The 13898-nt window shown below is 59.7% G+C and carries 12 protein-coding genes; 3 read left to right on the top strand and 9 right to left on the bottom strand.

What is annotated here, in order from left to right:
* Positions 1–112 precede the first annotated feature (112 nt).
* From ABH909_RS09255 to treP, 3 genes are all read right to left on the bottom strand, one after another.
* Positions 113–1336: a maltoporin gene (locus ABH909_RS09255; protein WP_429432459.1), complete on the bottom strand. Its 1224-nt coding sequence runs from the start codon at positions 1334–1336 to the stop codon at positions 113–115.
* Positions 1337–1430: 94 nt separating this feature from the next.
* Complete coding sequence (gene treC / locus ABH909_RS09250; protein ID WP_429432456.1) at positions 1431–3080, bottom strand: alpha,alpha-phosphotrehalase; 1650 nt, start codon at positions 3078–3080, stop codon at positions 1431–1433.
* Positions 3081–3228: 148 nt separating this feature from the next.
* The gene (treP, locus tag ABH909_RS09245; protein WP_429432453.1) at positions 3229–4671 is read right to left on the bottom strand and encodes a PTS system trehalose-specific EIIBC component; all 1443 of its coding nucleotides are present in this window, start codon (positions 4669–4671) and stop codon (positions 3229–3231) included.
* Between the two features lie 237 nt (positions 4672–4908).
* Between treP and treR the strand changes: the two genes are divergently transcribed.
* Complete coding sequence (treR, locus tag ABH909_RS09240) at positions 4909–5613, top strand: trehalose operon repressor (RefSeq protein WP_192345555.1); 705 nt, start codon at positions 4909–4911, stop codon at positions 5611–5613.
* A 164-nt stretch (positions 5614–5777) separates the two neighbouring features.
* On the opposite strand, the gene ABH909_RS09235 is transcribed toward treR, so the two are convergent.
* Complete coding sequence (locus tag ABH909_RS09235) at positions 5778–6641, bottom strand: class I SAM-dependent methyltransferase (RefSeq protein WP_429432450.1); 864 nt, start codon at positions 6639–6641, stop codon at positions 5778–5780.
* Here ABH909_RS09235 and ABH909_RS09230 point away from each other — a divergent pair.
* The gene (locus tag ABH909_RS09230; protein ID WP_429432447.1) at positions 6597–6950 is read left to right on the top strand and encodes a DUF736 family protein; all 354 of its coding nucleotides are present in this window, start codon (positions 6597–6599) and stop codon (positions 6948–6950) included. The two genes, ABH909_RS09235 and ABH909_RS09230, sit on opposite strands and share 45 nt — an antisense overlap.
* On the opposite strand, the gene ABH909_RS09225 is transcribed toward ABH909_RS09230, so the two are convergent.
* Positions 6845–7738 (bottom strand): NAD(P)/FAD-dependent oxidoreductase, encoded by an 894-nt coding sequence (locus ABH909_RS09225; protein WP_429432445.1) that lies wholly within the window; start codon positions 7736–7738, stop codon positions 6845–6847. The two genes, ABH909_RS09230 and ABH909_RS09225, sit on opposite strands and share 106 nt — an antisense overlap.
* Before the next feature lie 107 nt (positions 7739–7845).
* Here ABH909_RS09225 and ABH909_RS09220 point away from each other — a divergent pair, with 107 nt between their 5' ends.
* Positions 7846–8493 (top strand): TetR/AcrR family transcriptional regulator, encoded by a 648-nt coding sequence (locus ABH909_RS09220; protein ID WP_429432442.1) that lies wholly within the window; start codon positions 7846–7848, stop codon positions 8491–8493.
* A gap of 408 nt (positions 8494–8901) precedes the next feature.
* Here ABH909_RS09220 and guaA read toward each other — a convergent pair whose 3' ends face one another.
* The 4 genes from guaA to ABH909_RS09200 form a co-directional block, all read right to left on the bottom strand.
* Entirely contained in the window at positions 8902–10479 is a 1578-nt protein-coding gene (gene guaA, locus ABH909_RS09215) for a glutamine-hydrolyzing GMP synthase (RefSeq protein ID WP_429432439.1), read from the bottom strand.
* A 126-nt stretch (positions 10480–10605) separates the two neighbouring features.
* Positions 10606–12075 carry an IMP dehydrogenase gene (guaB, locus tag ABH909_RS09210; protein ID WP_429432436.1) on the bottom strand — a complete coding sequence of 490 codons (1470 nt, stop codon included), beginning with the start codon at positions 12073–12075 and terminating at the stop codon, positions 10606–10608.
* 238 nt (positions 12076–12313) lie between these two features.
* Positions 12314–12862 (bottom strand): sugar ABC transporter ATPase, encoded by a 549-nt coding sequence (locus ABH909_RS09205; protein ID WP_123358101.1) that lies wholly within the window; start codon positions 12860–12862, stop codon positions 12314–12316.
* Between the two features lie 184 nt (positions 12863–13046).
* Complete coding sequence (locus ABH909_RS09200; RefSeq protein ID WP_429432433.1) at positions 13047–13814, bottom strand: sulfite exporter TauE/SafE family protein; 768 nt, start codon at positions 13812–13814, stop codon at positions 13047–13049.
* Positions 13815–13898: the final 84 nt, after the last annotated feature.

The raw sequence follows: 13898 nt of genomic DNA, 5'->3' as shown, positions 1-13898 counted from the left end.
ACCTGGTAGGAGCTGCCGAAGGCTGCGATCTTTTGATCTTCCGCTTGAGATTCAAGTGAGCCCAAGAGAAAAGATCGCAGCCTTCGGCAGCTCCTACGGGGTCATGCGGCGTTTATTTCCACCAATACTCGACCTGCAATCCGACGTTCGAACCGTGTCGCGCCGTGCCGAAGGCGCCGGTGTCGGACAACGCCGAGCCCGCCGCCAGTTCATTGGCCGCCCGTTTGGCCGCCTCGTTCCAGCTGGCATAGGTGTAATACAGACGCACCTCGGGGCGCGCCCAAAATTCCGGGCCCTTGGGCGACCAGGTCGGGGCGAAGGTGAACTTGCTCAGCTTGCGCGTCCCGCCCGTGGCTTCAACCTGATCGTGGCCCAACTCGGTCACCAGTTTGAACTGCTCAGTGATCGCATACGCCGGGCGAATTCCAAGGGAAATCCAGTTCTGGTCGGCGCCGTCCGGGCGAATGTCTTTCTGGTAGACCGCTTCGACCTGCCCGCCGAAACGCGGCGTCACTTGCCAGTCGAAGAACTCCACCACGCGATAGCTTTTGCTGCTGTCGTCCAGCCTCACGTTACCGGTATAGCCCAACCCGGTGCCGGGGCCTTCGCCGTACTGAAAGGCCAGTTTATTCTTGCCACCCAGAAAGTCTTTCTGCACATGCTGGGTGGTAATCGCCCAACCGTGGTGAGCGTCGCGGCTGTCGGGTTTGTCGATATAGCTCAAGCCGAACTCCAGCTCACCGCCAGGGTTGGTGTTGAAGCCGGCGACGTTGAAATCGTGACGGTTGATGTAGTCCTTCTGGTACAGGTTGTCCTTGCGCGAGAAGGCGTAGCTGTACTTCAGATCGCCGATCAGCACATCTTCGATACCGCCACCGGTGGCGCTCTGGTTCCAGTAGTAGAAGTCGGAAATGTGGATATCGTTGCGCTTGTAGTAACGCCGACCGGCCCACAGCGAACCGCCGTTGAGGCTGGGCATGTTCGACCATTGCGCATACAGCTGCGGCATGCGCACCGAGCCGTTGTCCCCGTTGAACGTCAGGCTGCGGTCGTACTGGTTATACAGCGAGGCCATGCCGTCGACACTGAGCACCGAGCCGTCATCCAGCGTGAACAGATCCTGACGCAACTCCAGCTCCGCATACTGTTCGCATTCGTTGCCGAGGCGGTATTTCGACTGTGCGCCCGGCAATTGAAAACATGACTGCGAACTGCTGTTGACCGAGGTACCGACACCGCTACGCACATAGCCGGCGAACTCCAGCGCATGGGCCGATAACGGTAACGCCAGGTACACGCTCGCCGCTACAAGGCTGCGATTTATTGTTGTTTTCAAGAACCACCTCATTATTTTTATTGTGTGATGCAGCAAAAATCGGCGCGCAAAACTCCCCCGCGCAGCGTTCTGCGTGTTTTTTGAATTAGTGTTTTTAGTGGTCAGTCAGGCGCAGAACGAACGACTCATAGGGCCGTAAAAACACCTGCCGATTGCGCGGCGGGCAGTCCGGGTAGTTGCTGATGACCAGAGATTGCACCATCGATTCGTTGATCACTTCTGGCGGCAGCTCGACTTCGCACGGCGTGCCATAGAAGTTGTTCAGCACCAGCAAACGCTCGCCATGGCCTTCACGCACGTAGGCCCAGATCCGGGTGTGCTCAGGCAATAACTGCCGGTAAACACCGTCGGACATCAACGTTTCACTGCGGCGCAGGGCAATTAGCTGACGGTAGTGATGCAACACGGAATCCGGATCGTCGAGTTGGTGAGCGACGTTGATCTGCGCCACGTTGGCCGGCACGCCGATCCAGGGTTCGACCGCGCTGAAGCCAGCGTTCGGTTCGGCGTTCCAGTGCATCGGCGTGCGACCGTTGTCCCGGGACTTCTGCATGATCGCCGCCATGTTGTCGGCGTCGCTGCTACCGGCTTCACGCTTGAGCCGGAAGATGTTCAGGGTTTCGACGTCGCGGTACTGATCGATGTGATCGAACCCCGGATTGGTCATGCCCAGTTCTTCGCCCTGGTACACGAACGGCGTGCCCTGCAGGAAATGCAACGCCGTGCCGAGCATCTTCGCCGACACCACCCGATGTTCGCCATCGTGACCAAAACGCGAGACCACCCGCGGCTGGTCGTGGTTACACCAGAACAGCGCGTTCCAGCCGCCGCCGGCCTGCATGCCGGTCTGCCAATCGGAGAGGATGCGCTTGAGTGCGAGGAAGTCGAAATCGGCGCGAACCCACTTTTGCAGGTTCGGGTAATCAACTTTCAGGTGGTGAAAGTTGAAGGTCATCGACAGCTCTTTCGACTCCGGCCGCGAATAGCGAATGCAGTGTTCCAGGCTGGTGGACGACATCTCGCCAACGTTGATCAGGTCATGGCCTTCGAACACTTCGCGGTGCATCTGCTGCAAGTAGTCGTGAACGTTCGGGCCGTCGGTGTAGAAGCGCCGACCGTCGCTGTTGTCCTCGGGGAAATCCGCCGGTTTGGAAATCAAGTTGATCACGTCCAGACGGAAACCGCCCACACCTTTGTCGCGCCAGAAACGCATCATCCTGAACACTTCGGCGCGCACCTTGGGGTTGTCCCAATTCAGGTCGGCCTGCGTGTGGTCGAACAGGTGCAGGTAATACTGACCGGTCTGGGCCTCGTACTCCCAGGCCGAACCGCCGAACTTGGATTCCCAATTGTTCGGCTGGTCACGCCAAATGTAGAAATCGCGGTAAGGGTTGTCGAGGCTGCTGCGGGCCTGCTGGAACCAGGTGTGCTCAATCGAGGTGTGATTGACCACGATGTCGAGCATCAGTTTGATCCCGCGCTTGCCGGCCTCGGCGATCAGCAACTCGCAGTCAGCCATGGTCCCGTAGCTGGGGTCGATGGCGTAGTAATCGCTGATGTCGTAACCGTTATCGCGCTGGGGCGAACGCAGGAACGGCGTGATCCACAGGCAGTCGACACCCAGCCAGTGCAGGTAATCGAGCTTGGCCACGACGCCGAGCAAATCACCCGTGGAGTTGCCGGCGTGGCTGTGAAAACTCTTCGGGTAGATCTGATAGATCACCGAACGTTGCCAGTCTTGCATGGCGCTATTCCTTCTTGAATTTTGTACGAACCCTGTAGGAGCTGACGAGTGCAACGAGGCTGCGATCTTTTGACGTTGTTTTTAAAGGCAAGATCAAAAGATCGCAGCCTCGTTGCACTCGTCAGCTCCTACAGGTAAATGCGATCTGTCAGGCGACCCGATACCCCGGCCGGACAATCCTCATGCTCAACCCGCAGGTCAGAACAAACGGCACGACCATGGCAATCACCATCCCGACCACGAACATCGGAATGAATTGCGGAATGATCGAGATGAAACCGGGCAACCCGCCAACGCCGATCGCCGAAGCCTGAACCTTGTTCATCGACAGGAAAATGCTGCCCAGCGCCGAGCCGATCAGGGCCGCATAGAATGGAAATTTGTAGCGCAGGTTGACCCCGAACATCGCCGGTTCAGTGATGCCGAAGTAAGCAGAAATCGCCGAGGTCGAGGCCATGCTTTTGTCCCGCACACTGCGGGTCATGTAGAACACCGCCAGTGCCGCGCTGCCTTGGGCGAGGTTGGACATGACGATCATCGGCCAGATGAAGGTGCCGCCTTGGGTGGAGATCAGTTGCAAGTCCACCGCGAGAAACATGTGGTGCATGCCGGTGATCACCAGCGGTGCGTAGAGCAGGCCGAAAATAGCGCCGCCGATCATGGGTGCCAGGTCGAACAGAGTGACCACGCCCTCGGTGATGAGAATCCCCAGATGGCGGGTCACCGGGCCAATCACCGCCAGCGCCAGCACACCGGTGACGACGATGGTGGTGATCGGCACCACCAGCAATTGCACGGCATTAGGCACTCGCGCCCGCAGCCATTTTTCGATGACGCTCATCACATAGGCCGCCATCAGGATCGGCAGGATTTGCCCCTGATAACCGACCTTCTCGATCTGAAACATACCGAGGATGTCGAAGTACGGCAGGCTCTGCCCCTCAAGCCCAGCCACCGCTTTGCCGTAATTCCAGGCATTGAGCAGATCCGGATGCACCAGCATCAGGCCGAGCACGATGCCGAGGATTTCGCTGCCGCCAAAACGCTTGGCCGCCGACCAGCCCACCAGTGCCGGAAGAAACACGAAAGAAGTGTTGGCCATCAGGTTGATCAGGCTCCAGAGCCCGTCAAGCTTGGGATAGGCGTCCAGCAGGGTCTTGCCCTCGATGAACATGCCCTTGGCGCCGATCAGGTTGTTGATGCCCATCAGCAGGCCGGCAATGATCAGCGCCGGAAGGATCGGCATGAACACGTCGGAAAACACCCGCACCAATCGCTGCATGGGGTGGATCTTGTCGGCGCTTTTCTGTTTGACGTCGGCGATGGTCGAGGCGGCGAGACCGGTTTGCCGGCGCAGCTCAGCGTAGACCTTTTCCACTTCGCCGGGACCGATCACCACCTGGAACAGGCCACCGGTAAAGAACGAACCTTTGACCAGATCGATCTGGTTCAGCGTGGCGCTGTTAACCAGGCTCGGGTCCTTGAGGGCCAAGCGCAGCCGTGTGACGCAATGCGCGGCCTGCTCGAGGTTATCGCTGCCGCCGAGGCTGTGCAGCAGCTCGGAGGCGATGTTCGGATAGTCGTGGCTCATGCTTGTTCTTCCACTGTAGTTTTTTGTTATTGGCAGCACGCCGAAACGAAAAGTACTCGTCTGTACGAGTTATTGCAACAACTCGTACAGACGAGTTTGGTTTTGTTTATCCTGAACCCGACAAGCGGCGATATTTCCTACCTCCGAAGTCAAAGAAACCCAAAGCCGCATGGACAAACACCTACCCTGCCCTTAAGGTTCAAAACCTTGAGCACAGCGCGGCACAGAGCCATCCCCATGAGTAAATACAACCAGATCTACAGCGATCTGCTTGCCAGCATCACGACCGAACGTCTGGAACGTGGCGCCCGATTGCCTTCCGAAACCGAATTGATGGACAGCTATCAAGCCAGTCGCGGCACCGTGCGCAAGGCCATCGAGCAATTGCAGGAGCGCGGCTTCGCCCAGAAAGTCCACGGCAAAGGCACCTTCGTGCTGTCGACCAACCCGATCGAGTTTCAACTCGGCGGCATCGTCAGTTTCCAGGAAACCTACCCGCGACTGGGCAACGACGTCAGCACCGAGGTGGTCGAGTTCACACAAATCCCCCTCGAAGGCCCATTGCTCGAACACATCAAGGCCGAAGAAGGCAGCCTGATCACACGGATCAAACGCGTGCGGCGGATCGATGGCAAACGGGTGATCCTCGATATCAACCATTTCGTCAGCGACGTGATTCCCGGTCTGTCCCGCGACATCGCCGAGCAATCGATCTACGCCTTCATCGAGCAGACCCTGCAACTGCAAATCGCCTACGCCCAGCGCACCATCGAAGCGGTGCCCCGCAGCAAGGACGACCAGCAACACCTGGACCTCGACGGCCAGAGCCATGTGATCGTGGTCAGCAACCAGACGTTTTTGCAGGACGGCCGGCAGTTCGAGTACACCGAGTCGCGGCATACGCTGGACAAGTTTTACTTTTCGGATGTGGCGCGACGCTGAAACGCAAATGGCCCCGTGAACTCGCGTTCACGGGGCCTTTAGGTTTGTTTTTCATGAACGCCAGTTCCCGTGCCGTGAAGTGCGTGGGTCATCCACGAAATCCAGGCGATCCTTGGGCACTCGCTTCTTGTCCAGCACGGGCGTCTCCCCCCTGTTCAACCCTGTCAGCTTGCCGGATTGCGTGCCATGACGATCCACGCCGCGCCGTCGATCATCACCGACCGCTCGCCGGGGAGGCCCGCGAAGGCGGCACGAACCGCGGCCCAAGCACGGGCGCGGATGTCGTCGGGCTGATCCGCGAGCACAAGCGACAGCGGGCCGCCCTCGAACGCCATCTTCACCGCGTCGTCGATCGCCGCGTCCCGCGTCCCGCCCTCGCCGAACGGGATGGAAACATCGAAGGGCGCAATAGCGATATCGGTAAAGCCGGCCCCCGTCAGGATGCGCGTCACCCGCCCCCGGTCGCCGAACGAGAATGGGCCGGGTGCTTCGGGATCGGGCGGTGCGGTCGGCGGGACGATGCCCTTGATCGCGCCCATCGGCAGGCGCACCCAATCGTTCTCGGCCACGCCGCGCCAGCAGACGAAAGCGACCCGCCCGCCCGGCCGGAGCGCGCGTCGCATATGGGCGAACGCCCCTGTCGGATCGTCGAAGAACATCACTCCGAAACGCGAGAACAGGATGTCGAACGCGCCCTCGGCCAGCTCGGCGCTACTGGCGTCGGCTACCCGGAACCGGGCCGGCGTATCCTGCGGCGCAAGCGCGCGCGCTCGGCCGATCAGCGGTTCGGATATGTCCACGCCCAGCACTTGGCCGCCCGCGCCGACGCGGGCGGCCAGAGCCAGACTCGACGCGCCCGCGCCGCAGCCGACGTCGAGCACGCGCTCACCCGTCGCGGGCGCGGCGGCTTCTATCGCGGCCTGGCCGAACACCGCAAACATGGCGTCGAGCCGGGCCTGGTTGGCGACCCAGTACTCTCCGCTTTGGCCATTCCAGTCGGCGACCTGATAGGCATTTTGCTCTGTCATGACATCTCCTCGTTTTTGATTCGTTCTAAACCCGCCTCCAGCAGCGATAAGACACCAGACCGAGATCGGTGCCGCCTGCGCCGGACCTCGAAGGACAACCGCTCCTACCATTGCGTCAAACTCGACGATCCGTCCTTCACCGCGCCGATCTACGCCAACCTCTTCGAAAGCGACGACGCAACCGAAGAAGGGAATCTGTGCTCTCAAACCAGCATCGACTGCTGGGCGGAGATGCCCGCCGTCGCGCCTTGCCATGATGCCGTGGTGACCGAGGGCATGAGGGGATTGGCGAGGTCGCCGGCGGCGTAGACGCCGGGCATGCTGGTTTCGCGGCGCTCGTCGACCTTGAGGGCGATGCCCAGGGGCGTATCGACCGTGGCGAGGCCCAGCGATTCATGCAGGCGTGCGGACGGCTTGTTGCGCGGATGCGCGAACAGGATGTCGACCGCGACAGGGGGGCCGGCGTCGAGCCTGACGGTGGCGTTATGGCTCTCGTCATGGTCGATTTCGGTGATCCGGCCATCGACGACAAGGATGCCGCGGCGCGCCAGATCGGCCCGGATGTCGGGTGGAATGTCGTGACCATTGGCGAAGACCGTCAATGTGTCGGTCCAATCGTGGTACAGCCTGACGTAGTTGTGCGACGGCGGGCCGGACCAGACGAGGCCCCAATGCCGGCCGGCAACTTCAAAGCCGTCGCAATAGGGGCAGGGTACGATGGAGGTGCCCCAGCCTTCGGCAAAGCCGGGAAGTTCAGGCATCTGATCGGCGACGCCATAGCTCAGGATCAGGCGGCGCGCCCTGAAGCTTTCGCCATCGCCAGTGAGGACGGAGAAATCGTCGATGGCGCCGGAGATGCTCTCGGCCCGGGCAGTGACCAGCTTGACCGTGGGATAGCGCGCCAGCTGCTGCCGCGCCTCGGCCAGGATCTCCAGTGGTGGCTTATGGTCGTGGCCGAGCAGCCCATGCGAGTGGTCGGCGAAGCGATTGCGCGGCAGGCCGGTATCGAGAACGGTGACCTTTCGGCGGGCACGGCCGAGCTGCAGGGCGGCGGCAAGACCGGCAAAGCTGCCGCCAATGATGATGACATCATTCATGGTGATGGGCTCCGTGTTGTGGATGAAGGGAGATTGGCTTGCACTTTTAAGATACTTTGAAGTACCCTAATTCAAGAATTAGAATACTGTCAAGTACTGGAATTTTTATGACCGAAAACAACCAGGCCCGGCGCGGCCGGCCCGCCAACGAGGCGCTTGGCCAAACGATAGTCGACGCCGCGTGCGAACTTTTTGTGGAATTGGGTTTTCAAGCGACGACCATGGACAAGGTCGCCCAGCGGGCGAAGATATCCAAGCTAAGCATCTATAGGCACTTCGAGAACAAAGAGGCGCTGTTCAGCGCGGCCATCGCGGCCCACTGCCAGCAGTTTGCACCACAGGCCCTTTTTGAAGGCTTCGACGGTTCGGCCGAAGATCAGCTCATGGCGGTGGGATCAACCCTGCTTCGCACGCTGTTGAGCCCGGACGTGCGGAGTGTCGAAGCCATGATCATGGCCGACAAGACGAATCAAAAGTCGTTAAGCAAGCGCCAATACGAAGCCGGCCCCGCCTATGTCATCGCCCAAATCGAGGCCCTGTTGCGTCAGATGCACGCGAAGGCGGTTCTGAACGTGCCCGATCCTCTCCAGTCCGCCCGCTTGTTTGCCGCGCTTTTCAAAGGATCCGATCTTCTGATTATCGCGCGCTTCGATGAGGCGAGAGCAGAGGACGACAACGAAATCGAATCCTATTGCCGGTCGGCCGTCGCCATGTTCATCGCCGCGCACGGTGGCAACGACCACACGGGCGGATAAGCATTTGATTGCTCCGGGCAGCTTGGCCGGGGCCGTCGTCCAGGCGCTTCGTCATATTGGGCCGGCGTGCGCGGCCGAGCTTGCTGTTCGATTTACATGTTCGAGCACGCGGGGAACGAGTGGTTTCGCCGCAGCAGGTACAGGCGGTGTTTGCACCTGAGCAAGGGATAACGCCGTTCGATACGGATTTGATTCGATCACAGTTTCTCTAATACCTACGCCAGCCTTTGCCATTCATTGAAAACGACAGCGCTTGCTTCGAAGCTTTCCCCCCAAAAACAAAAATTCCAGTCAGCATGACTGAGTGGCTGTTCGCTCCAGAGCACTATGAAAAACTCAAAAAAAACGCCTGGTACATAAGCACCAGGCGTTTTTTGTTTCAGCCGATCGGCCCTGAGGCCGGGGGCATCACTCCCACTCAATCGTCGCCGGCGGCTTGCTCGACACATCGTAAGTCACACGAGAGATGCCTTCGATTTCGTTGATGATGCGACCAGAAACGGTTTCCAGCAGTTCGTAAGGCAGGTGTGCCCAACGCGCGGTCATGAAGTCGATGGTTTCCACGGCACGCAGGGCAACGACCCAGGCGTAACGACGGCCATCGCCCACCACGCCAACCGATTTCACCGGCTGGAACACCACGAATGCCTGGCTGACCTTGTGGTACCAGTCGGCTTTACGCAGTTCTTCAATGAAGATGTGGTCGGCGCGACGCAGCAGGTCGGCGTATTCCTTCTTCACTTCACCGAGAATCCGCACGCCCAGGCCCGGGCCCGGGAACGGGTGACGGTAGACCATGTCGTACGGCAGGCCCAGCTCCAGGCCCAGACGACGCACTTCGTCCTTGAACAGCTCGCGCAGGGGTTCAACCAGCTTGAGGTTCATTTCTTCCGGCAGGCCGCCCACGTTGTGGTGCGACTTGATCACATGAGCCTTGCCGCTTTTGGCGCCAGCCGACTCGATCACGTCCGGGTAAATGGTGCCTTGGGCGAGGTACTTGATGTTATCCAGTTTGTTGGACTGGGCATCGAACACGTCGATGAAGGTACGGCCGATGATCTTGCGCTTCTTCTCTGGGTCGCTTTCGCCTGCCAGATTGTCGAGGAACTGGTCCTCGGCGTTGGCGCGAATCACTTTGACGCCCATGTTCTCGGCGAACATGGCCATCACTTGCTCGCCTTCGTGCAGGCGCAGCAGGCCGTTGTCGACGAAGACGCAGGTCAACTGGTCGCCGATAGCCTTGTGCAGCAGCGCGGCAACCACCGAGGAGTCAACGCCGCCGGACAGGCCGAGCAACACATTGTCGGTGCCCACCTGGGCGCGGACCTGGGCGATGGCGTCTTCAGCAATCTTCGAAGGTGTCCACAGGGCTTCGCAGCCGCAGATGTCGAGGATGAAGCGCGAGAGAATGCGACCGCCCTGTTTGGTGTGGGTCACTTCCGGGTGGAACTGCACGCCATAGTAGCCGCGAGCATCGTTGAACATGCCGGCAATCGGGCAGCTCGGGGTGCTGGCCAGGATGTGGAAGTCTTCCGGCAGCTTGGTGACCTTGTCACCGTGGCTCATCCACACGTCGAGGCCGAACAGGCCATCGGCATCGATATGGTCTTCGATGCCATCGAGCAGGCGGCTCTTGCCGACCACGTCAACGCGGGCGTAACCGAACTCACGCAGATCGGAACCTTCGACCTTGCCACCCAGCTGTTCAGCCATGGTTTGCATGCCGTAGCAGATACCGAAGACCGGAACACCCAGGTCAAACACCGCTTGCGGGCAGCGCGGGCTGTCGGCTTCGTGCACGGACTCGGGTCCGCCAGCGAGAATGACGCCTTTTGGAGCGAATTCGCGAATAGCTTCGTCGTCCATGTCGAACGGATGCAGTTCGCAGTACACGCCGATTTCACGCACGCGGCGGGCGATCAGCTGGGTGTACTGGGAACCGAAGTCGAGGATCAGGATGCGGTGAGCGTGAATGTCGAGGGACATGGGAAAGAACTCAAAAAGCAGTTGCTAGCTTCAAGCTGCAAGCTGCAAGTAGTCGGAAGCTGCGCGGTAGCTGCGTAATCGCAGTACCGCTTGCAGCTCTTAGCTTGTGGCTTATAGCTGTCGGCGTCAGCCGACCCGATAGTTTGGCGCTTCTTTGGTGATCTGTACGTCGTGAACGTGGGATTCGGCCATGCCAGCGCCGGTGATCCGCACGAACTCAGGCTTGGTGCGCATTTCTTCGATGTCGGCACTGCCGGTGTAACCCATCGAGGAACGCAGGCCGCCCATCAGTTGATGGATGATGGCGCTCAGGGTGCCCTTGTACGGAACACGCCCTTCGATACCTTCTGGAACCAGTTTCTCGGCGCCTGCCGAGGAGTCCTGGAAGTAACGGTCGGAGGAACCTTGAGCCTGGGACATGGCGCCCAGCGAACCCATGCCGCGGTAAGCCTTGTACGAACGGCCCTGGAACAGTTCGATCTCGCCTGGCGCTTCTTCGGTACCGGCAAACATCGAGCCCATCATCACGCAGGAAGCACCGGCAACGATGGCCTTGGACAGGTCACCGGAGAAACGGATGCCGCCGTCGGCGATCAACGGAACGCCCGTGCCTTCGAGGGCAGCGGCGACGTTGGCGATGGCACTGATTTGCGGGACGCCGACGCCGGCGACGATACGGGTGGTGCAGATCGAGCCAGGGCCGATACCGACCTTGACTGCGTCAGCGCCAGCTTCGGCCAAGGCCTTGGCGGCAGCGCCGGTGGCGATGTTGCCGCCGATGACCTGCACTTCAGGGAAGTTCTGCTTGACCCAGCGAACGCGGTCGATCACGCCCTTGGAGTGACCGTGAGCAGTGTCGACCACTACTACGTCAACACCCGCGTGGACCAGGGCAGCTACGCGGTCACCGGTGTCTTTACCGGTACCGACCGCAGCGCCCACGCGCAGACGACCTTGATCGTCCTTGCTCGCCAGCGGGTAAGCCTTGGCTTTTTCGATATCGTTGACGGTCATCATGCCTTTGAGGGCAAATTTGTCGTCGACGATCAGCACGCGTTCGATGCGGTGCTTGTGCAGCAATTCGCGCACGTCGTTCTTGTTGGCGCCTTCCTTGACCGTGACCAGACGCTCTTTAGGCGTCATCACTTCACGGACACTGACGTCCAGACGGTTTTCGAAGCGCACGTCACGGGAAGTGACGATGCCGACCAGGTCGCCATCGTGCAGTACCGGTACGCCGGAGATGTTGTGCAGGCGAGTCAGTTCGAACAGTTCACGAACCGTGGCGTCAGCCTCGATGGTGATCGGGTCCTTGACCACGCCGGCCTCGTACCGCTTGACCTTACGCACTTCGGCAGCTTGCTGCTCGATGGTCATGTTCTTGTGGATGATACCGATGCCACCTTCCTGAGCCATGGCAATTGCCAGACGGGCTTCAGTAACGGTGTCCATGGCAGCAGAAACCAGTGGAATATTCAGCTCGATGCCACGGGTAAGGCGGGTCTTGAGACTGACTTCGTTAGGAAGAACCTCGGAATAACCGGGCACTAAAAGAATGTCGTCGAAGGTCAGAGCTTCTTGGCTGATACGCAGCATCGCGGGGGCTCCCGAGCGGGAAAATGGAAGCGCGCCATTATAGTCAGACACCCCCTCAGGTTCAATGTAAAACTCTGTCTATTATTGGCATTACTGACATACGGAGAAACAAAGCCCCTGTAGGAGCTGCCGAAGGCTGCGATCTTTTGATCTTTAACCGCCTCACTGACGCCAAAAGATCAAAAGATCGCAGCCTTCGGCAGCTCCTACGGGGCCGGTGTCAGCCAGAGTTCAGAGTTCAGAGTTCGACCTTGACCCAACTGACAGGCTGATCGAGCCAATCGGCAAATTCGTCGATGAAGCTCTGCTTGAACCCGGCCTCGAGCCAGTTGTTGAAGATGAAACCCAGGTTGGAAAAACCGCATTCCTGCAAGAACAGAAACCCGTTGATGTCATCTTCATGCCCGCATTCAGGGCACGTGAAGTTATCGGTGCGTCCCGGCATCCACTCCTCCAGGCTTTCGAATAATGCTTCGCCGATCTCCTTGCGGCACTCGGCGCAGCCGGCTTCTTCGAGGAACCCCTTGGCCGGTGTGTAGATGCAGCGCTTGGTGATGATTTCCAGGCCATTGACCGGCTCGCCGAATGGCAGCGCGTCAGGGTGCAGGACCACCGCGCGGGCACCGTCGGCGATGGCGTGGGCCATGCGATTGCCGGTGCGGCCACAGGTGGTCAGCTCTTCTTTGATGATGTTCTTGCGCACCAGCCAACGCACGACCGCCCGGGCCCGGGGTTCGTGTACCGGCAGGGTGGAGATTTTCGGGACGATGATGCTTTGGGAGTTCATGGTGCAAGCCTACTGCGTCAAATGGAGATTTCTGCGGTGTTCGACCTGGCGCCATCGCGGGCAAGCCCGCTCCCACACGATCTCGATCGTAAACACATTTGTGCTCACCTCAGATCCTTGTGGGAGCGGGCTTGCCCGCGATAGCGTCAGGGCGGCCGGCAGCTTAATCCCTGACGAAATCCGGTCAAGTACTCAAATAGCGCCCGATCAAGGCAATCCCACTGGCCAGCACCAACCAGGTCACTAGCCGCACGAATGCCTCGCGGGACAATTTCATGGTCAACCGCCGGCCGATCCACAATCCCAGCGCCATCGCCGGCAACAAACACAGCGCCAATATCAGCAAGGGTAGCTCGGCATACACACCGGCGATGGCAAACAGGCTCAAACGCACCACGGTGCTGCAACTGATCAGGGCACTTTGGGTCGCCCGGGCCGCATCCTTGGGCAGCCGACTGTTCAAATAGATCGCATATAAGAAGCCGCCACTGCCAAACAGCGCCCCGAACATCCCGCCCACGGTGCCCATCGGCACCGCCCACCCGGCGGACAATTGCGCCGGACGGGTTTTAATCCACAGGCTGTAAATCGCATAGGTGCTGATAAACAGCCCCATCAACAGCAGCAAAACATCGGATTTCAGGTTCAGCAGAAAAATCACCCCCAACGTGCAGCCCACCGCCATGCACGGCAGCAGTCGCAGTAATTCGGGCCGCGCCACATCCCGCCGCGAGGGCAGCAGATTGCCGAATGCGGCGACGAAATCCAGCAACACCAGCAGCGGCACGATTTTCGACAGCGGCATGAACAGGATCAGAATCGGCCCGGCTACCAGCGCGGTACCAAAACCAGCAATGCCGAACACGATGTAGGCCAGCGCAACGCCCAGCCCAATCACCAGCCAATCCATCGCAACCCACTGCCATTGGTTGAACAACTCCAGCACATTCATCGGCACGGCTTCCTTTTTATTCCTGCGATGACTTTAGCCAGCGCCGAGCGTTGCGACTAATATCTTCAACGTCGACCACCCATC

The organism is Pseudomonas sp. BS3782 TE3695, from assembly GCF_050435305.1.
Classification (GTDB): domain Bacteria; phylum Pseudomonadota; class Gammaproteobacteria; order Pseudomonadales; family Pseudomonadaceae; genus Aquipseudomonas.
Note: the sequence above shows the minus strand (reverse complement) of the source record. Positions and strands in the feature narration are given on the sequence as shown.

What these genes read in the sequence shown, in the direction of transcription:
- treC (WP_429432456.1), bottom strand. Translation starts at nt 3,080, where the DNA reads ATGCAAGACTGGCAACGTTCGGTGATCTATCAGATCTACCCGAAGAGT.
- treP (WP_429432453.1), bottom strand. Translation starts at nt 4,671, where the DNA reads ATGAGCCACGACTATCCGAACATCGCCTCCGAGCTGCTGCACAGCCTC.
- treR (WP_192345555.1), top strand. Translation starts at nt 4,909, where the DNA reads ATGAGTAAATACAACCAGATCTACAGCGATCTGCTTGCCAGCATCACG.
- ABH909_RS09235 (WP_429432450.1), bottom strand. Translation starts at nt 6,641, where the DNA reads ATGACAGAGCAAAATGCCTATCAGGTCGCCGACTGGAATGGCCAAAGC.
- ABH909_RS09225 (WP_429432445.1), bottom strand. Translation starts at nt 7,738, where the DNA reads ATGAATGATGTCATCATCATTGGCGGCAGCTTTGCCGGTCTTGCCGCC.
- ABH909_RS09220 (WP_429432442.1), top strand. Translation starts at nt 7,846, where the DNA reads ATGACCGAAAACAACCAGGCCCGGCGCGGCCGGCCCGCCAACGAGGCG.
- guaA (WP_429432439.1), bottom strand. Translation starts at nt 10,479, where the DNA reads ATGTCCCTCGACATTCACGCTCACCGCATCCTGATCCTCGACTTCGGT.
- guaB (WP_429432436.1), bottom strand. Translation starts at nt 12,075, where the DNA reads ATGCTGCGTATCAGCCAAGAAGCTCTGACCTTCGACGACATTCTTTTA.
- ABH909_RS09205 (WP_123358101.1), bottom strand. Translation starts at nt 12,862, where the DNA reads ATGAACTCCCAAAGCATCATCGTCCCGAAAATCTCCACCCTGCCGGTA.
- ABH909_RS09200 (WP_429432433.1), bottom strand. Translation starts at nt 13,814, where the DNA reads ATGAATGTGCTGGAGTTGTTCAACCAATGGCAGTGGGTTGCGATGGAT.